The 18,063-nt window shown below is 72.1% G+C and carries 17 protein-coding genes and 1 pseudogene; 12 read left to right on the top strand and 6 right to left on the bottom strand.

From position 1 onward, the window contains the following. Nucleotides 1-12 precede the first annotated feature (12 nt). Entirely contained in the window at nucleotides 13-1,020 is a 1,008-nt protein-coding gene (locus V2W30_RS17225) for a S66 peptidase family protein (protein ID WP_338697576.1), read from the top strand. Between the two features lie 11 nt (nucleotides 1,021-1,031). Here V2W30_RS17225 and V2W30_RS17220 read toward each other — a convergent pair whose 3' ends face one another. Further along, nucleotides 1,032-1,610 carry a TetR/AcrR family transcriptional regulator gene (locus V2W30_RS17220; protein ID WP_338697574.1) on the bottom strand — a complete coding sequence of 193 codons (579 nt, stop codon included), beginning with the start codon at nucleotides 1,608-1,610 and terminating at the stop codon, nucleotides 1,032-1,034. 92 nt (nucleotides 1,611-1,702) lie between these two features. Between V2W30_RS17220 and V2W30_RS17215 the strand changes: the two genes are divergently transcribed. Then, nucleotides 1,703-2,149: a DUF1772 domain-containing protein gene (locus V2W30_RS17215; RefSeq protein WP_338697573.1), complete on the top strand. Its 447-nt coding sequence runs from the start codon at nucleotides 1,703-1,705 to the stop codon at nucleotides 2,147-2,149. Here the strand turns inward: V2W30_RS17215 and V2W30_RS17210 are convergent, their stop codons facing one another. From V2W30_RS17210 to V2W30_RS17195, 4 genes are all read right to left on the bottom strand, one after another. Then, nucleotides 2,150-2,338, bottom strand: a complete 189-nt coding sequence (locus V2W30_RS17210) for a GntR family transcriptional regulator (RefSeq protein ID WP_338703647.1) — start codon at nucleotides 2,336-2,338, stop codon at nucleotides 2,150-2,152. 212 nt (nucleotides 2,339-2,550) lie between these two features. Beyond that, the gene (locus tag V2W30_RS17205; protein WP_338697572.1) at nucleotides 2,551-3,192 is read right to left on the bottom strand and encodes a glyoxalase; all 642 of its coding nucleotides are present in this window, start codon (nucleotides 3,190-3,192) and stop codon (nucleotides 2,551-2,553) included. Nucleotides 3,193-3,265: 73 nt separating this feature from the next. Continuing rightward, complete coding sequence (locus V2W30_RS17200; protein WP_338697571.1) at nucleotides 3,266-4,780, bottom strand: hypothetical protein; 1,515 nt, start codon at nucleotides 4,778-4,780, stop codon at nucleotides 3,266-3,268. Beyond that, entirely contained in the window at nucleotides 4,740-6,035 is a 1,296-nt protein-coding gene (locus V2W30_RS17195) for a glycosyltransferase family 4 protein (RefSeq protein ID WP_338697570.1), read from the bottom strand. Before V2W30_RS17195 ends, V2W30_RS17200 begins: the two co-directional genes overlap by 41 nt. A gap of 166 nt (nucleotides 6,036-6,201) precedes the next feature. Between V2W30_RS17195 and V2W30_RS17190 the strand changes: the two genes are divergently transcribed. From V2W30_RS17190 to V2W30_RS17180, 3 genes and pseudogenes are all read left to right on the top strand, one after another. Beyond that, nucleotides 6,202-6,921, top strand: coding sequence for a response regulator transcription factor (locus V2W30_RS17190; RefSeq protein ID WP_338697568.1), 720 nt, complete (start codon nucleotides 6,202-6,204; stop codon nucleotides 6,919-6,921). A 1-nt stretch (nucleotide 6,922) separates the two neighbouring features. Further along, nucleotides 6,923-8,415: pseudogene (locus V2W30_RS17185) on the top strand (HAMP domain-containing sensor histidine kinase). 71 nt (nucleotides 8,416-8,486) lie between these two features. Further along, the gene (locus V2W30_RS17180) at nucleotides 8,487-9,353 is read left to right on the top strand and encodes an LLM class flavin-dependent oxidoreductase (RefSeq protein ID WP_338697564.1); all 867 of its coding nucleotides are present in this window, start codon (nucleotides 8,487-8,489) and stop codon (nucleotides 9,351-9,353) included. A 107-nt stretch (nucleotides 9,354-9,460) separates the two neighbouring features. On the opposite strand, the gene V2W30_RS17175 is transcribed toward V2W30_RS17180, so the two are convergent. Beyond that, a complete protein-coding gene (locus V2W30_RS17175; RefSeq protein WP_338697562.1) occupies nucleotides 9,461-10,060 on the bottom strand; it encodes a hypothetical protein in 600 nt (199 codons plus the stop codon). Between the two features lie 263 nt (nucleotides 10,061-10,323). Between V2W30_RS17175 and hemL the strand changes: the two genes are divergently transcribed. From hemL to ccsB, 7 genes are all read left to right on the top strand, one after another. Beyond that, nucleotides 10,324-11,649: a glutamate-1-semialdehyde 2,1-aminomutase gene (hemL, locus tag V2W30_RS17170; RefSeq protein WP_338697560.1), complete on the top strand. Its 1,326-nt coding sequence runs from the start codon at nucleotides 10,324-10,326 to the stop codon at nucleotides 11,647-11,649. Further along, entirely contained in the window at nucleotides 11,646-12,338 is a 693-nt protein-coding gene (locus V2W30_RS17165) for a histidine phosphatase family protein (protein ID WP_338697559.1), read from the top strand. The genes hemL and V2W30_RS17165 overlap by 4 nt, the downstream gene beginning before the upstream one ends. Before the next feature lie 342 nt (nucleotides 12,339-12,680). Then, complete coding sequence (locus tag V2W30_RS17160) at nucleotides 12,681-13,787, top strand: hypothetical protein (protein ID WP_425244689.1); 1,107 nt, start codon at nucleotides 12,681-12,683, stop codon at nucleotides 13,785-13,787. A 66-nt stretch (nucleotides 13,788-13,853) separates the two neighbouring features. Next, on the top strand, nucleotides 13,854-14,474 hold the full coding sequence (locus V2W30_RS17155; RefSeq protein ID WP_338697558.1) for a TlpA disulfide reductase family protein: 621 nt from the start codon (nucleotides 13,854-13,856) through the stop codon (nucleotides 14,472-14,474). Between the two features lie 45 nt (nucleotides 14,475-14,519). After that, entirely contained in the window at nucleotides 14,520-15,257 is a 738-nt protein-coding gene (locus V2W30_RS17150; RefSeq protein ID WP_338703646.1) for a cytochrome c biogenesis CcdA family protein, read from the top strand. Nucleotides 15,258-15,260: 3 nt separating this feature from the next. Then, nucleotides 15,261-16,976, top strand: coding sequence for a cytochrome c biogenesis protein ResB (gene resB / locus V2W30_RS17145; RefSeq protein WP_338697557.1), 1,716 nt, complete (start codon nucleotides 15,261-15,263; stop codon nucleotides 16,974-16,976). Beyond that, a complete protein-coding gene (ccsB, locus tag V2W30_RS17140) occupies nucleotides 16,973-18,058 on the top strand; it encodes a c-type cytochrome biogenesis protein CcsB (RefSeq protein ID WP_338697555.1) in 1,086 nt (361 codons plus the stop codon). Before resB ends, ccsB begins: the two co-directional genes overlap by 4 nt. Nucleotides 18,059-18,063: the final 5 nt, after the last annotated feature.

Below are 18,063 nucleotides of genomic sequence, written 5' to 3'. Positions count from 1 at the left end.
GATACTGCGGCGGTGATCAATGCCGCTCTGCCCCAACTGCTGCGCCCGCGCGCCCTGTTGCCCGGAGACCTCGTCGTCGTGGCGGCGCTCTCCGGGCCGCTGCATCCCCAGTACGAGCCCGATCTCCGGCTGGCGGTCGCCGAGTTGGAGCGGATGGGGTTCCGGGTGCGGCTCGCGCCGCTCCTCGAAGCGGGCCGGTCCCGGTGGTGGAGCGCGGCGCGGCCGGACGAGATCGCGGCGGAGTTCAACGCTCTGCTGCGCGACCCCGAGGTGCGGGCCATCGTCGGGCACGACGGCGGGCAGACGGTGTTCGGCTACCTCGACCTGATCGACTTCGACGCGATCACGGCCGACCCCAAGCCGGTCCTCGGCCTCAGCGACATCTCGCTCCTGCACCTGGTGCTCCACGCGCGCACGGGCCTGGTCGGCTTCCACACCGACCTGGCCACGCCCGGCCTCGGCGGGCACTGGCAGCGCGCGACCCCGGCCCGCAGGGACGAACTGCGCAGGCTCTACGCGGCGTTGCTCACCGGCACGGATCCGCTCGGCACGCTGCCCACCGCCCCGACCTGGGAGTGCTGGCGCGCGGGCCGGGCCGAAGGTCCGCTGGTCGGCGCGGTCATCAACCGCATGGTGCTCGTGCAGGCGACGCCGTACGCGCTGCCGCCGGAGCGCTTCGACGGCGCCGTGCTGTTCTGGGAGGAGCTGGGCGGCCAGGCGTCGCACGTCTGGACCTTCCTGCAGATCATGCGGCACAGCGGCATCCTCGACCGGATCTCGGGCATGGTCGTGGGCGTCCCGGAGGCGATCGAAGGGCTCGCCGGCCCCGGCTCGCCCGACGGCGCCCCGCCCCTCCGGGAACTGGTACTCGACGCCCTCGGCGACCGCGACATCCCGGTCCTCGGCCACGTCGACTTCGGCCACGCGGGCCCGAATCTGCCGATGCCCGTGGGCGTGCGCGCCGCCCTCGACGCGGGCGAACGCACGCTGTCCCTGCTCGAACCGGCGGTGGTTCCGTAGGCCGTAGGGCCTCAGTGGACGGCGAGCCGGTCCACCAGCAGGTCCACGCGCGCCTTGGTGTGCTCCGGAGGCAGCCGTCCCGCCCGGGTCAGGGTCGCGAGGCCGTGCAGGCACGCCCAGAACGTCTCCGTGAACAGGCCCGGTCCGACACCGTCGCCCGCGACCTCGCCGAGGGTCTCCTGGAGCGCGGCGAAGGCATCCTTCAACGGCTCCGGGGTGTCCTCCTGCGCGTACGCGAGGCCGCCGTCGAGCTGGAAGAGGGCGTCGTAGGCCGCCGGGTTGGCCGCGGCGAAGTCGAGATAGGCGTGCGCGAGCGCGGCGACGCGCTCGCGCGGGCCGGTCGCCGCGGCGGTCGCGGCCCGCACCGCCACGGCCATCTCGCCGGCGCCCTGGAGGGCGACCGCGCCGATGATCTCCCGCTTGCCGCGGAAGTGGCTGTAGAGGACGGGCTGGCTGTACTCGATGCGCTCGGCGAGGCGGCGGGTGGTGACCGCGTCCCAGCCCTGCTGCTCGGCGAGCTCGCGGGCCGTGGCCACGATGAGGCGCTCACGTTCCGCCCGTTCGCGCTGCTTGCGTTCCTGTACCGACATGACTGAAATGCTAGCACCGCTAGACAAGCGAGCGACAGTAGAGCTAGCGTTGCCTCATCAGCTAGCAACGCTAGAAATCCGGAGGGGTCGTCATGCTCAACGCACTTGAGGTCTTCACCACCGTTTCCGTCGGCCTGATGGTGGGGGTGGAGTTCTCCGTCGCCTTCGTCATGAACCGGATCTTCCACGCGCTCCCGGACGACGCGAATCAGCAGGCCCACTCCCACGGTGGCCGGATGCTCGGCGCCGCGATGCCGGTCTGGTACATCAGCTCGGTCGTCCTCGTCGCGATCTGGGCGGTCGCGGGCTGGGGCGATGCGGGCACGGGCCTCGTCGTCACCTCGGGCGTGCTGCTCATCGTCAGCGTGATCATGTCGCTGCTGCTGCTCGTCCCGATCAACAACCGGGGCAAGACGTGGACCGCGCAGAACCGCCCCGCGGACTGGAAGGAGCAGATGAAGCGCTGGGAGAGCTACCACTACGCCCGCGTCGCGGTCATCGTGGCCGCCTTCGTCGCGCTTGTGGCTTCCCTCGTCTGACTAGCGCGGCGCCACGAAGGACCCCATCCCCGGGGTCGTGGTGATCAGGCCCTCTTCGCGGAGGGCCTTGGTCGCTTTGCGGACGGTGTCGCGGGCGACGCCGAACTCGGCTTCCAGCTTCACTTCGGAGACGAGGCCCTTTTCCGGGTACTCGCCGCCGGCGATCCGCTCACGGACCACCTCGGCGATCTGCTCCCACTTCGGCCTGGTCGGGCTCGGTCGCGGGGGTCTGTCGTACGTCGCTCTCTATGGCTGGCTGAATAGCAGTTGCCGGAGCAGCGGCGGCGTTCGCGTATGACGATCCGGGTCTATGACGTCACCGTCGACGGGGTCGTCGTCCGGGAGCGGGGCGAGACACGGGTTCGGGGGCGCGGCTGAGCCGGAGGCCGCGACCCCGGCCCTCACGACGTCGTGGTCGCCGACGCCGTCGCCTCCCACGCGAACCCGTCCGGGTCCGTGAACGGGGCGGCGGTCGTGCCGCCGAGGGCGAGGCGGTGGGAGCCGGAGCCCTCGACGGGGACGCCCGCGTCCTTGGCCAGGGCGCGGCGCTTGTAGAGGGCGAGCTTGACGGGGCTCGACTCCTCGGCGGCGAACTCGACGTACTTGCTGCCGAAGCTCCTGCCCACCGTCAGGCCCTGCTCGACGTAGAACTGCTTCGTGGCCTTGACGTCCTCGACGCCGAGCAGCAGCACCAGCTCGCCGATCTCCCGGGTGGCCGGGCCCGCGTCCTTCTTCGCCGAGGTGGCGAGCTTCCAGATCGTGCCGTCGGGGGCCTGGACCACACCGCCGTAGCCCCACAGGGACTTCGCGGCGGGCTTGATCGTCGTGGCACCGGCCGCGACGGCGGAGGCGAGGAAGCTGTCGACGTCCGAGGGCCGGGCCACGGTGATCGACATCGTGAACCCGCGGAACCCCTCGGTCGGGGCGTCGCCGGCGCGCAGGCGCAGACGGGGTGCGGTGAGGCCGAAGGCGTCGGCGTAGAAGCGTTCGGCGGCGGCGAGGTCGGTCACTTCGAGGGTGACGGACGTAAGAGAAGAAGTCATGTCCTCACGCTAGGAGCCACGGGGCCCGACTGGCTTCTCGGATCCTGCTCGATGCGGCGCGACCGCCCGTGGATCATGGATTCAGGAGCTGCAGGCGGTACGGCACCGGCGCCTTCCAGGCCGTCATGCCGTCCGAGTGCGGCAGCTCGTACGGGGTCCAGTCCCGGGCGAACCCGGGCGGGCGCCGCCCCGGCTCCGTGAGGACGACCGTGGGGACACGGGTCGCGCGCCGCACCAGGGCGGCCCGCGTCGTGGACGCGTTGTTGCCCCGGGTCTGGGCCGAGGCGCACCCCGCCGCGTAGCCGATGGGCAGCGCGCGCGGGCCCGTGACCAGGCAGGGCGGGGTCACGCCCATCGTGCGCAGGCCGTGCGCGGCGGCGACGTACCGCGCGTTCGTCGCCCCCGTCGACGCGGCGACGCGGTTCAGCACGGCGTACTGGGTCGCCAGCTGGAGCGCGACGACGGCGACCGCCGTGATCGCGAGCGGGCGGGTGCGGCCCATGCGGCGCAGGAGCACGGCGACCGGGAGCGACAGGAGCGCGTACGTCGGGAGCAGGAAGCGCGGCGCCGCGTACCCGATGAGCAGGACGTACGGGACGCTCAGCGACATCGCGCAGACCACCGGCAGGACCGTCGGCGCCGGACGGCGCTCGCGGACGGCCACGTACACCGCGGCGGCCGTCAGGAAGGGCAGCGCGAGCCACCACAGGGCGAGCTCGGGGTGGTGCGGCGGGCCCGCCGTGCACGGGCGGCACAGGAGCCCGCCGTTCACGGTGTGCCAGACCGTGCCGAGGTTGAGGTGCAGGCCCATGTCGCCCTCGGTGACGCTGGACACGCGCAGCCGCTCGGCGACCCCGCCCCACCGCGCGTACGCCTCCACGACCCACTGCGCGAGCCCCGCGGCGAGCCCCGCCGCGAGATACGGCAGCAGGCGGCGCCTGTCCCGTACGACCAGGGCGTACGCGGCGAGCGGCAGCACCAGCCACACCGCGTCCGGCGCGCGGAACAGGGCCACGAGCGCGACGCACCCCGCGAGCCACCGGCCGCCGCCGCGCAGGAACCAGCCGACCGCGCCGACCGCGCCGAACGCCACCCACAGGTTGGGCATGGCCATCGCGCCGGAGAGCGTCGCGATCCACAGCGTGCCGAAGAGCAGTGCCGCGAACGCCGTCGTCCGCGCCCCGACCAGCGGCCGCCACACCCGGAACGCGGCGTAGAGCGCGGCCGAGGACAGCGCGGCGAGCACGAGGCGCAGGGCGAGGGTGGAGCCGGTCGCCGCGACGATCGGCGCGGTGAGCAGGCTGGTGCCGCGCGAGCGCGGGGCGCTGAAGAACACGGCCGGGTTCCGCGGGTCGTACTGCGACACGTACACGGCCTCGTCCCAGCCGAGCCCGTGACCGCCCAACCGGGTGACGGCGAAGAGGAGCTGGGTGAGGAAGTAGAGCGCGGCGACCGCGACGAGCCAGGCGCCGGGGCGGGTCGTGCGCAGGCGTCCGGGCAGCGCGACCGGGCGGACGCGCGGTGGAGCGGCCCCGCCCGGGACCCGCTTACGGGAGCCGAGGGCGTGCGGTGCGGCGGCGTCGGTCATGTGAGGTCCCCCCTGGCCCGGCGGGCAGCAGTGCGCGTACCGAACGGGCCTTTCGGCGTGCCCAGTTGGTGGCACGGGCGTGCAGCCGCTGCCCCGCTCGGCGGCGGCGCGACGCCCGGAGTTCCGTGAAGAGCGCGGCGTAGCGTTCGACGATCGGCTCGGGGTCGTAGCGGTGCGCCGACGCGAGGGCCGCCGCGCCCATCCGCGCGCGGGCGGGGCCGTCCTCGATCAGGTCGACGAGCGCCTCGGCGAGGCCGCGCGCGTCCCCGACCGGCACGAGGCGCCCGTCGACCCCGTCCGTGACGATCTCGGCGGGCCCGAGCGGCGCGTCCGTGCTGACCACGGGCACCCCGCAGCGCATCGCCTCGACCAGCGTCATCCCGAACGACTCCGCGTCCGAGGCGCTGACCACGATCGACGCCCGCGCGAACTCCGGCTCGATCGGCGACACCGCCCCCATGAGGCGGGCCCGGCCGGTGAGCCCGAGCCCGGCGATCAGATCGCGCAGCCGGTCCTCCTGCGGGCCGCCGCCGTAGATCCGCAGCTCCCAGGCCGGCTCCTTCGCGGCGACCGCCGCGAACGCCTCCAGGAGCAGGTCGTACCGCTTGCCGGGGGTGAGCCGCCCGGCCGCCGCGACGACCTTCGCCGTGCCGTCGGAGGGCGGCACGGCGACCGGCGGCACGATGTTGGGCACGGCCGCCACCCGGACACCGGGCAGCGGCATCCGGCGCCGGTACACGGCCGCGTCCGCCTCCGTCGTCGTCACCACGGCGTCCAACTCCCGGTAATGGCGGGTGAGTTGGGCGCGGAGCTTCTTGCTGTGCGCGTCGTGGCGCAGATGCTCCTGCGCGATCCGCAGCGCCCGCCGCGGACCCCACAGGGCCAGATAGACGTTGATGCCGGGCCGCGTACCGAGGACGATGTCCGCGTCGCAGCGGTCCTCCAGGTACTCCCGTACGCGCAGGTCGTGCAGGAGCGTGTACTGCCCGTACCGCTTCTCGGCCGCGGGGAAGTCCCGCGACGGCTTCCCGTACGCGGGCTGCCGCAGGTCCGCGCTGCCCGCGCGGGTGTCGACCAGCGGGACGAGCGCGATCCGCGGATCGACCGCGAAACGGGGGCTCTCCCGGTGCCGGGACATCGACACGATCTCGACCTCGTGGCCACCGTGCGTGGCGAGCGCGGCGGCGAGGTTGAGCGTCGTGCGCACCGTGCCGCCGATGGCGTACACGTTGTGCAGCAGGAACACGATCTTCATGCGTAGTGCCTTCCCCGGCGGGCGCCCGGCGTGGGCCCGTTGTCGTCGCTCACCGTCCTGTACGCGGGTAAGCCGCTGCTCCGGGCCGGGTGAGAGGCGGGTAAGAAGCCCTTTGGCGGACGTCCGATCGGGGGATGCGTTCCGGCCACCGGGGCACACTGGCTGCGTGTCCGAACCCGACTCCGCCGCGAGGCCCGCCCCCACCGTCCTGCTCGCCGAGGACGACCGCGCCATCCGCAACGCCCTGGAGCGCGCCCTCACCCTGGAGGGATACGCCGTCACGGCCGTCGCCGACGGCGTCGAGGCGCTCGCCGCGGCCCACCGTACGAAACCGGACATCCTCGTCCTCGACGTGATGATGCCGGGCATCGACGGACTCCAGGTCTGCCGCGTGCTGCGCGCCGAGGGCGACGTGACACCGATCCTGATGCTGACCGCGCTGGTGGAGACCCCGGACCGGATCGCGGGCCTGGACGCGGGCGCCGACGACTACGTGGTGAAGCCGTTCGACATCGAGGAGGTCTTCGCCCGGCTGCGCGCCCTGCTGCGCCGCACGGCCCCGCAGCCCGCCGCGGAACCCGACACCCGCCAGATCACCGCCGCCGACCTGCGCATCGACCCGCAGGCCCGGCGCGCCTGGCGCGGCAGCCGCGAACTGGAGCTCACCCGCACCGAGTTCGACCTGCTGGAACTCCTCGCCCGCAACTGCGGCATCGTCCTCGACCACGCCACGATCTACGACCGGATCTGGGGCTACGACTTCGGGCCGGGATCGAAGAACCTCGCCGTGTACGTCGGCTACCTGCGGCGCAAGGTGGACGAACCGGAGGGCGTCCCGCTCCTGCACACGGTGCGCGGCGTCGGCTACGTCCTGAGAGAGGGCTGACGTGCCGTCCGGGCGCGCCCCGCACCGGCGGACACCGCGGAGCCTGCGCACCCAGCTCGCGGTCTCCTTCGCGGCGGTCGCGGCGGGCGTCACCGCGCTGGTCGGCTTCCTCTCGTACGACTCGGCGGCCCGCCTGGTCCGCGTCGACCAGCAGGCCGTCTTCGACGAGACCGTGCACGACCTGCGCGCCCAGGTGCAGCAGGAGCGGCTCACCCCCGACGACTTCGTCTACGGCGACCCGGACCACGACGGCCCGCGCGACGACCTGACCAGCCCGGCCGGGACCGACGTCCAGGTCCTCGGGCCCGACGGGGACGTCGTCGACAGCGGCAGCCCCCGGCTCCCCGTCGACGCCGAGGCCCGCAGCGTCGCGGGCGCCCGCGCGGCCGGCACCTTCGCGCAGCGCGACGACGTCGAGATCCGCGGCGACGAGTACCGCACGGCCACCGTCGCGCTCGGCGGCGGGCGCGGCGCGGTGCAGGTCGCGCAGGAGTTCAGCGACACCGAGGACCTGCTGCGCGAACTCCAGCGGCGCACGCTCCTGTACGCCGCCTCCGTGGTGCTCGCGGCCGGCCTGTTCGGCTGGTGGCTGGCGCGCCGCGTCACGTCCCGCCTGATCCGCCTCGCGGAGACCGCGGAGGACGTGGCGTCGACCGGACGCCTCGACGTGGCCGTACCGGTCGAGGGCGGCGACGAGGTCGCCAGCCTCGGCCGCTCCTTCGACCGGATGCTGGGACGCCTGGCCCGCTCGGTGGAGGACCAGCGCCGCCTCGTGCAGGACGCGGGCCACGAACTCCGTACGCCGCTGACCTCGCTGCGCACGAACATCTCGCTGCTGCGCCGGATCGACGAACTGCCGCCCGCCGCCCGCGAGGAACTCGTCGCCGACCTCGCCCAGGAGTCCCGCGAACTCACCGACCTGGTCAACGAGTTGGTGGACCTCGCGGCCGGCAAGGAGGACGACGAGCCGGTCGTCGAGGTCGACCTCGCGCAGACCGCCGAGGACGTCGCGACCCTGGCCCGCCGCCGCACCGGTCGCACGGTCACCGTCCGCGCCGAGAGCGACGGTACGACGATCGCGGGCCGCCCCGCGCTGCTCCAGCGGGCGCTGTCGAACCTGGTGGAGAACGCCGCCAAGTTCGACCGCGACGGCACCGGCCCCATCGAGATCGCCGTCGGCCGCGCCCCGGGCGGCGGCGTCCGCGTGGAGGTCCTCGACCGCGGCCCCGGCCTCGCCGCGGACGACCTGGACCGCGTCTTCGACCGCTTCTACCGCGCCCCGACGGCCCGCAGCCTGCCCGGCTCCGGCCTCGGCCTGTCGATCGTGCGGGAGGTCGCGGCCGCCCACGACGGGACGCCGTTCGCGGGGCACAGGGAGGGCGGGGAGCGGTGATCGGGTTCACGGTGCGGGGCGTCGGCGCCCCGGACGCCGACCGGCCGGCCGGAGGGCAGCGGCGCACCACACCGCGGCGCGGCCCCAGAGCGGCCCGCTGACCCGCTCCGTGCCACCGGCGCCCACCGGCCAACTCCTCCCGGATCAAGCCCGGTTCCGGCACGATGACCGCATGCGCTTCTCTCTCAACATCCCGAACTTCGGTGACTTCGCCGACGCCCGTACCGTCGCGCGGACGGCGGCCGCGGCCGAACAGGCGGGCTGGGACGGCCTGTTGATCTGGGACCACGTCGTGCATGACAAACAGGTCCAGCGCGGCAAGCCGTTCGGCGACCCGTGGATGCTGCTCACGGCGGCGGCCCTCGCCACGAGCCGGCTGCGGCTCGGCACGCTGGTCACCGCCGTGCCCCGCTACCGGATCGAGCAACTCGCCCGCCAGGTCGCCACGCTGGACGCCGTCAGCGGCGGCCGGGTCGTCTTCGGTGCGGGCCTCGGCGGGCCCGCCGAGGACGAGTACGGCAGCTTCGGCGACACCGTCGACCGGGTGGTGCACGCCGAACGCCTCGACGAGGGCCTCGACCTGCTGACCCGCTACTGGTCGGGCGGGACGGTCGAGCACGACGGCCCCCACTACCGCGTCCGCGAGACCCAGCTGCTCCCCGCCACCGTGCAGCGGCCCCGCCCGCCCGTCTGGCTCGGCGGCTTCTGGCCGAACCGCCGCCCGATGCGCCGCGCGGCCCGCTGGGACGGGGCCGCCCCGCTGTTCGCCGACGCGCTGCACGGCGTACCGCCGCGCCCGGACCAGTTCGCGGACGTCGTCGCGTACGTGAACGAACACCGCGACGTCGCCGACGCCCCCTTCGAGTTCGTCGTCGGCGGACTCACCCCCACCGACAGGGCGGCGGCCCTCGACATCATCGGCCCGCTCGCCGACGCGGGCGCCACCTGGTGGGACGAGCGCCAGCTCCAGACGGGCGGACTCGTCGATTCATATGACGCGGTACTGAAGCGCGTCGAGGCGGGCCCACCCCGGCTGTGAGACCGGGCGACCCGAGGAAGACCAGGGCCTCGCGCGCGGCGCGACCGTCAAGGGTTCCAGGAGGAGCCGCTGCGACGTTAGCCCGGGGGCCGCGGGCGAGGACGGGCTCAGGGCCAGACCAGGCAGTACGGCTGGTGTCCCGCCTCGTGCAGGCGGTGGCTGAAGTCCTGCCATTCGTGCAGGAGTTGGTACACATTGAACGCGTCGCGCGGGCCGCCGCGGTCCGGGACCGTCGACCAGATGAACGCCGCCGCGCCGACCGCCTCCTCGCCGACGCCGCGCAGCGGGTCGACGACCGTCATGGGGAGCTTGACCACCGCGTAGTCGGGGTGCAGGACGACCAGCTCCAGCGGAGGGACCTTGTGCAGGGGTATGCCCTCGATGCCGGTGAGGACCATCGCCGCCATCGTCTCCGGCTTGATCTTGGTGAACATGCCGCCCATGCCCAGCTCGTCACCGCCGAGCTCCTCGGGGCGCATGGAGATCGGAACGCGGGCCGCCGTCGCGCCGTCGGGCGCGCCGAAGTATTTGTACGTCACCCCCACCCGGCCACCATTCCCGCTGTCCCCGCCGTCCGTGTTCCCCGCGGCTCGCTGGATCCGGGCCGCCGCCTCGTCATGGCCGTCGCGCCGGTGCTTCCCCCGTCGGGCACGCCGGGGGCCCAGGTCGTCGGTCCCCTCGCCCAGTCCGCCGCCACCGCGATGCATATCTCCACCCGACTGCTGTTCTCAGGGCGCCCTCGCCCTTTTCTAGGCCGCGCGACCGCCGACGCGCAACCCGATCATCGTGTCAGTGACCTCCCCCACGGTCACCCGCCGAAACGTCCGACTGAGACAACTGCGCGAGTCCCCGGGCCATGCCGCTCCCGCGCCGCCGCTCCAGATGCTGTACAGGGTTCTGACAGCGAGAGTCTATGGCGCCCCGGGTCCGCGCGGAGGGTGCCGAGGGCACTGGCCGTACGCTGAGAGGCATGGCAGAGGCGAACAACACCCCCTATCCCTACGAGGCACCCGTGTCGCAGGGACTCTTCGACCGGGCGTCCGTCGTCACGCCCGGTGGCGTGAACTCCCCCGTGCGCGCGTTCCGCGCCGTGGGCGGTACGCCCCGTTTCATGGTGTCCGGTACCGGTCCGTACCTCACGGACGCCGACGGACGCGAGTACGTCGACCTGGTGTGCTCCTGGGGGCCGATGATCCTCGGCCATTCCCACCCGGAGGTCATCGCGGCCGTGCAGGACGCCGTCTCCCGCGGCACCTCGTTCGGCACGCCCGGCGAGGGCGAGGTCGCCCTCGCGGAGGAGATCGTCGACCGGATCGCGCCGGTCGAGCAGGTCCGGCTCGTGTCCTCCGGCACCGAGGCCACCATGTCGGCGATCCGGCTGGCCCGCGGCTTCACCGGCCGCGCCAAGGTGATCAAGTTCGCCGGGTGCTACCACGGGCACGTCGACGCGCTGCTCGCCGCCGCGGGCTCCGGCGTCGCCACCTTCGGCCTGCCGGACACCCCGGGCGTCACCGGCGCCCAGGCCGGCGACACGATCGTCCTGCCGTACAACGACATCGAGGCCGTCCGCGCCGCGTTCGCCGCGCACCCCGGCGAGATCGCCTGCGTCATCACGGAGGCCTCGCCCGGCAACATGGGCGTCGTGCCGCCCCGCGACGGCTTCAACGCCGGACTGAAGGCGGTGTGCCAGGAGAACGGCGCGCTGTACATCTCCGACGAGGTGATGACCGGCTTCCGTACGTCGAAGGCCGGCTGGTTCGGCGTCGACGGTGTCGTCCCCGACCTGATGACCTTCGGCAAGGTCATGGGCGGCGGCTTCCCGGCCGCGGCCTTCGGCGGCCGCGCCGACGTCATGGCGCATCTCGCCCCGGCCGGACCCGTCTACCAGGCGGGCACCCTGTCCGGTAACCCCGTCGCCACCGCGGCCGGCCTCGCCCAGCTGCGGCTGCTCGGCGACGCCGAGTACGCGAAGGTCGACGCGGTGAGCGAGCAGCTCCGTACGCTCGTCAGCGACGCGCTCACCAAGGAAGGCGTGGCGCACCGCGTGCAGAACGCCTCCAACATGTTCTCCGTCTTCTTCACCGAGGGCGAGGTGCGGAACTACGACGACGCGAAGGGCCAGGAGTCCTTCCGCTTCACCGGCTTCTTCCACTCGATGCTGGAGCAGGGCGTGTACCTGCCGCCGTCGGCCTTCGAGTCCTGGTTCGTGTCGACCGCCCACGACGAGCGGGCGATCGAGCGCATCGCCGCCGCGCTCCCCGCCGCCGCCCGCGCCGCCGCGGAGGCCACCGCATGAGCGCCCCGAAGAGCGACAGCGACATCACCGTCGTCCACCTGATGCGCCACGGCGAGGTGCACAACCCGGAGGGGATCCTGTACGGGCGGCTGCCCGACTACCACCTCTCCGAACTGGGCCGGCAGATGGCCGACCGGGTCGCCGAGCACCTCTCGTCCCGCGACATCACGCATGTCGTCGCCTCCCCGCTGGAGCGGGCGCAGGAGACGGCGACGCCGATCGCCAAGGCGCACGGGCTCGACCTGGACACGGACGGCCGGCTCATCGAGGCGGGCAACGTCTTCCAGGGCAAGACCTTCGGCGTCGGCGACGGCGCGCTGAAGAACCCGGACAACTGGAAGCACCTGGTCAACCCGTTCAAGCCGTCGTGGGGCGAGCCCTACATCGACCAGGTCGTACGGATGATGGGCGCGCTCGACGCCGCCAAGGACGCGGCGCGCGGCCACGAGGCGGTGTGCGTCAGCCACCAGCTGCCGATCTGGATCGTGCGCAGTTACGTGGAGCGGCGCCGCCTGTGGCACGACCCGCGCAAGCGGCAGTGCACGCTGGCCTCGCTGACCACGTTCACCTACCGCGGCGACAAGATCGTGTCCGTGGGCTACACGGAGCCCGCCATCGATCTCGTACCGGCCCATCTGCGGGCCGGCGCCAAGCCGGTGAAGGGCAAGGACAAGGCGTTCGGCGCCTGATCCCGCACCCCGTCGCACGTCCCGAAGGGCCGCCGTCAACCGGCGGCCTTTCGCGTCCCCCATCAAAACACCGCAAATACCTCCGAGTTGTCGGAACCCGCGTGTTTGTCGCGCCCTCTAACTGTGCGCCCGCCATGAATGGGTGCACGGCGCGACGAATGGGGACGGTATGCGCGATGTCAGTCGTAGGGGACTTCTCGGTCTGGGAGCCGGAGCGGCGGCCGCCGCGGCGCTCGCCGGCTGCGGGTCGGGCACCGGGTCCGGTGCCGGGGAGCCCCGAGCGTCGCGCCCGGCGACGAGGGCCACCCCGGCCCGCCGCCCCAGCGCCCCGACGCCAAGCCCATCGGCGACGGCTCGACCGCGTACACCGGCAAGCAGCCGCACCAGCCGGCCGCGCCGGAGCGGCTCGAACCGGGGCAGCGGCCACCGCAGTTCGTGATCTTCTCCTGGGACGGCGCGGGCGAGGTCGGCAACGGCCTCTTCCCCCGCTTCCTCGAACTCGCCGAGCGGCACGACGCGCACATGACCTTCTTCCTGTCGGGCCTGTACCTGCTGCCCGAGTCGAAGAAGCGCCTCTACCACCCGCCGAACAACGCCGTCGGCGCCTCCGACATCGGCTACCTCACCGACGCGCACGTCAAGGAGACCCTGAAGTACGTGCGGCAGGCCTGGCTCGACGGGCACGAGATCGGCACGCACTTCAACGGCCACTTCTGCGCCGGCTCCGGCTCCGTCGCCCACTGGACGCCCGCGCAGTGGCGCAGCGAGATCGACCAGGCCACGTCCTTCGTGAAGCGGTGGCGCACGCACACCGGCTGGACCGACCTGCCCGCCCTGCCCTTCGACTACGACAAGGAGCTGACCGGCGGGCGCACCCCCTGCCTGCTCGGCCAGAGCAGCCTGCTGCCCACCGCCCGCGAGCTCGGCTGGCGCTACGACGCCTCCTCGCCCGGCGGCCGGCAGCGCTGGCCCGACAAGAAGCAGGGGGTGTGGGACCTGCCGCTCCAGGCCGTCCCGTTCCCCGGACGCAGCTTCGAGGTCCTGTCGATGGACTACAACATGCTGGCCAACCAGTCCCTCAACACCACCCGGGCCCCCGCCCACAACTACCCGGCCTGGCGCGCGCAGTCCACGCAGGCGTACATCCAGGGCTTCCGGCGGGCCTACGAGACGAACCGGGCCCCGTTCTTCGTGGGCAACCACTTCGAGGAGTGGAACGGCGGCATCTACATGGACGCCGTGGAGGACGCGTTGAAGCACATCGCGGCCACCGCCGAGAAGCACGGCGACGTACGGCTGGTGTCCTTCCGGCAGTTCGTCGACTGGATGGACGTACAGGATCCGAAGGTGCTCGCGAAACTGCGCACGCTCGATGTCGGGCAGCGGCCCGCCGGAGGGTGGCGCCGCTTCCTCGCCGACCCGGGAAGCAGCCGCTCAAACCCCTCCTGAAGTGGGCTTTTCCCGCCCCGAGGGGGGTGCGGAAGATCCCCTAAACAGACATGCGAAACTTTTCACATGAGTGCCGCCTGCCGCGCCCCCCGCACCGCCGCGACCACGCGTCGCGCCGTGAAGCTGACCGTAGGAGCCGCCGTCGCGGCCCTCGCGCTGACGGCGTGCGGCTCCGGCGGCACGAACGGCGGCGGTGGCAGCACCAACTTCGTGACGAACTCCGGCGGCATCGCCACGGTCGCGAAGGGCGAGCGGCAGCCCGCCCCCGACCTGGCCGGAACCGACCTGGAGGGCAAGTCGATCGACCTCGCCGACTACAAGGGCAAGGTCGTCGTCCTGAACGTGTGGGGCTCCTGGTGCAGCCCGTGCCGCGCCGAGGCCCCGAACCTCGTCAAGGTCGCGAACGCCACCAAGGACAAGGGCGTCCAGTTCGTCGGGATCAACACCCGCGACACCAAGACCAGCCCGGCCAGGGAGTTCGAGAAGGACTTCGGCGTCGCGTACCCGAGCTTCTACGACCCGTCCGGCAAGCTGCTCCTCAGGTTCAAGAAGGGCACCCTCAACCCGCAGGCCATCCCCTCCACGATCGTCATCGACCGGGACGGGAAGATCGCGGCACGGGCCCTGAAGGCGCTGAGCGAGAAGAGCCTGCGCAGCATGCTCGACCCGGTCGTCGCGGAGAAGTGAGCGACGGTGTCCCCCACGCTTGTCACCACCCTCGCCGCTGACGGCATGAACGACACCGTCTTCAGCGGCGCCCTGATCCTCGCGATCCCGGTCGCCCTGCTCGGCGGTCTGATCTCCTTCTTCTCGCCGTGCGTCCTGCCCCTCGTCCCCGGCTACCTGTCGTACGTCACCGGGGTCAGCGGCACCGACCTGATGGAGGCCCGGCGCGGCCGGATGGCGTCGGGGGCCGCGCTGTTCGTGCTCGGCTTCACCGTCGTGTTCGTCTCGGGCGGCGCCCTGTTCGGCTACTTCGGGCAGACGCTCCAGGAGTACCAGGGCACGCTCACCAAGGTGCTCGGCGTCCTCATGATCGTCATGGGCGTCTTCTTCATGGGGCTGATGCCCTGGATGACCCAGCGGGAGTTCCGCTTCCACCGCAGGCCCACCGCCGGGCTTGTCGGTGCGCCGCTGCTCGGCGCGCTGTTCGGCATCGGCTGGACCCCGTGCATCGGCCCGACCCTCGCCTCCGTGATCGCCCTCTCCTCGCAGCAGGGCAGCGCCGGACGCGGGGCCATACTGACGGTCGCGTACTGCCTCGGACTCGGCGTGCCCTTCGTGCTCGCCGCGGTCGCCTTCCGCAAGGCGCTCGGCGCCTTCGGCTGGGTGAAGAAGCACTACGCCTGGGTGATGCGCATCGGCGGCATCATGATGATCGCGACCGGCGTGCTCCTGCTCACCGGTGTCTGGGACACCCTCGTGCAGCAGATGCAGACCTGGTCCAACGGCTACTCGGTGGGAATCTGATCCATGAGCAAGACGAACGCCGGTCCCGAGGGCCCGGACTCCACCGACCTGGAAGCCGCCTCCCAACTGAGCACGGCTCCCACGGAGGACCGCTCGCCGACGCTGCCCAAGCTCGGCGTCATCGGCTGGGTCCGCTGGTTCTGGCGGCAGCTCACCTCGATGCGGGTCGCCCTGATCCTGCTGTTCCTGCTGTCGCTGGGCGCGATCCCCGGATCGCTGATCCCGCAGCAGGGCACCGACCCGCTCAAGGTCACCGACTTCCAGAAGGCGCACACCACGCTCGGGCCGCTCTACGAGAAGCTCGGCCTGTTCCACGTCTACAGCTCGGTGTGGTTCTCGGCGATCTACATCCTGCTGTTCGTCTCCCTCATCGGCTGCATCGTGCCGCGCACCTGGCAGTTCGTCGGCCAGCTCCGCGGCCGCCCGCCGGCCGCGCCCAAGCGGCTCACCCGGCTGCCCGCGTACGCGACCTGGCGCACCGAGGCCGACCCGGAGCAGGTGCGCACCGCCGCGCTCGCGCTCCTGAAGAAGCGCCGCTTCCGCGCCCACCTCGCCGGGGACGCGGTCGCCGCCGAGAAGGGCTATCTGCGCGAGGTCGGCAACCTGGCCTTCCACATCGCGCTGATCGTGATGCTGGTCGCCTTCGCCTGGGGGCAGCTGTTCAAGTTCGAGGGCGGCAAGCTCATCGTCGAGGGCGACGGCTTCGCCAACACCCTCACCCAGTACGACGACTTCAAGTCCGGCAGCCTCTTCGACAGTGACGACGACCTGTCGCCGTTCAGCTTCACCCTCGACAAGTTCACGGCGACGTACGAGCGCACGGGCCCCGAGAAGGGCACCCCGCGCGTCTTCCGTGCCGACGTCAGCTACAGCGAGGGCGCCGACGGCAAGGAGAAGAAGACCTCGATCCAGTCGAACCACCCGCTGGACATCGACGGAACCAAGATCTTCCTCAACGGGCACGGCTACGCCGTGAACGTGACCGTCCGCGACGGCAAGGGCAAGGTCGTCTCGCAGCAGACCGTGCCGATGCTGCCGGTCGACTCCAACATCACCTCGCAGGGCGCCGTCAAGGTGATGGACGGCTACCGCAACGCGAAGGGCGAGAAGGAGCAGCTCGGCTTCAGCGCCTGGTTCGTCCCCACGTTCGCGGGCGCCGGCCAGGGCACGATGTTCTCCCAGTTCCCCGGGCTCGACTTCCCCGTCCTCGCGCTCAACGCGACCCACGGCGACCTCGGCGTCAACGCGGGCCTGCCGCAGAACGTGTACCAGCTCGACACCACCCACATGAAGGCCTTCAAGGACTCCAAGGGCAAGGCGATCAAGCAGCGGCTGCTGCCCGGCGAGACGATGAAGCTGCCGAATGGGGCGGGCTCCATCACCTTCGACAAGGACATCAAGGAATGGGTCACCTTCCAGATCTCCCACCAGCCCGGTGACACCTGGGCGCTCGCCGGTGCCGTCGCCGCGATCTTCGGCCTGGCCGGCTCCCTGTTCATCCAGCGCCGCCGCGTGTGGGTGCGGGCCGTCGAGGGTCCCGACGGCGTGACCGTCGTCGAGATGGCCGGCCTCGGCCGCAGCGAGTCCGCGAAGCTCCCCGAGGAGCTGGGCGACCTGGTCGGCCTGCTGCACACCGAGGCGCCCAGCGCCCCCGAACCTCCGCAGTCCTCCGAAACATCCACTGCTGTTCCTGCCGCCGAAGGGGCTGAGACGAAGTGATTCTCGCCGCCGCAACCAATGAGAACCTGGCGCACACCAGTAACGTCCTCATCTACTCGTCCATGGCCGTGTACCTGCTGGCCTTCTTCGCGAACATGGCCGAGTGGATCTTCGGCAGCCGCAGCAAGGTCGGCCGCACCGCCGCCGCCCTGACCGGGAAGGCCACCGCGACCACCGCCGCGCCGGCCGTGACCGTGCAGCGCAAGAACGGCGGGACCGCCGTCCTGGAGCGGCCCGAGGTCGTCACCCGCGCCGCCGCCGGCGCCCGCGACGTGCCGGACGGGCCGGGTGCCTCCGGCGGCGACGAGCAGGGCGACCTGTACGGGCGGATCGCGATCTCGCTCACGGCCCTCGGCTTCCTCGTCGAGTTCGCCGGTGTGCTCACCCGCGCGCTCTCGGTGCAGCGCGCGCCGTGGGGCAACATGTACGAGTTCAACCTGACGTTCTCCACCGTCGCGGTCGGCGTGTACCTCACGCTGCTCACGCTGAAGAAGAACGTCCGCTGGCTCGGCCTGCCGCTGGTCACCACGGTCCTGCTCGACCTCGGCCTCGCCGTCACGGTCCTCTACACCGCCAGCGACCAGCTCGTCCCCGCGCTGCACTCGTACTGGCTGTACATCCACGTCTCGACGGCGATCTTCTGCGGCGCGGTCTTCTACGTCGGCGCGGTCGGCACGATCCTGTACCTCTTCAAGGACTCCTACGAGAACAAGCTCGCGAGCGGCGGCAAGCCGGGCCGGTTCGCGACCTCGGTCATGGAGCGGCTGCCCGCCTCGCAGTCCCTGGACAAGTTCTCCTACCGGGTGAACGCGGCGGTCTTCCCGCTGTGGACGTTCACGATCATCGCGGGCGCCATCTGGGCCGGTGACGCGTGGGGCCGCTACTGGGGCTGGGACCCCAAGGAGACCTGGTCGTTCATCACCTGGGTCGCCTACGCCGCCTACCTGCACGCCCGCGCGACCGCGGGGTGGAAGGGCCGCAAGGCCGCCTACCTGGCGCTGGTCGCGTTCGGCTGCTGGCTGTTCAACTACTACGGCGTCAACATCTTCGTCACCGGCAAGCACTCGTACGCGGGCCTGTAGGAACC

Source organism: Streptomyces sp. Q6 (genome assembly GCF_036967205.1).
Lineage (GTDB): Bacteria > Actinomycetota > Actinomycetes > Streptomycetales > Streptomycetaceae > Streptomyces > Streptomyces citrinus.
The sequence above is the reverse complement of the archived record's forward strand: the minus strand, read 5'-3'. Positions and strand labels throughout refer to the sequence as shown.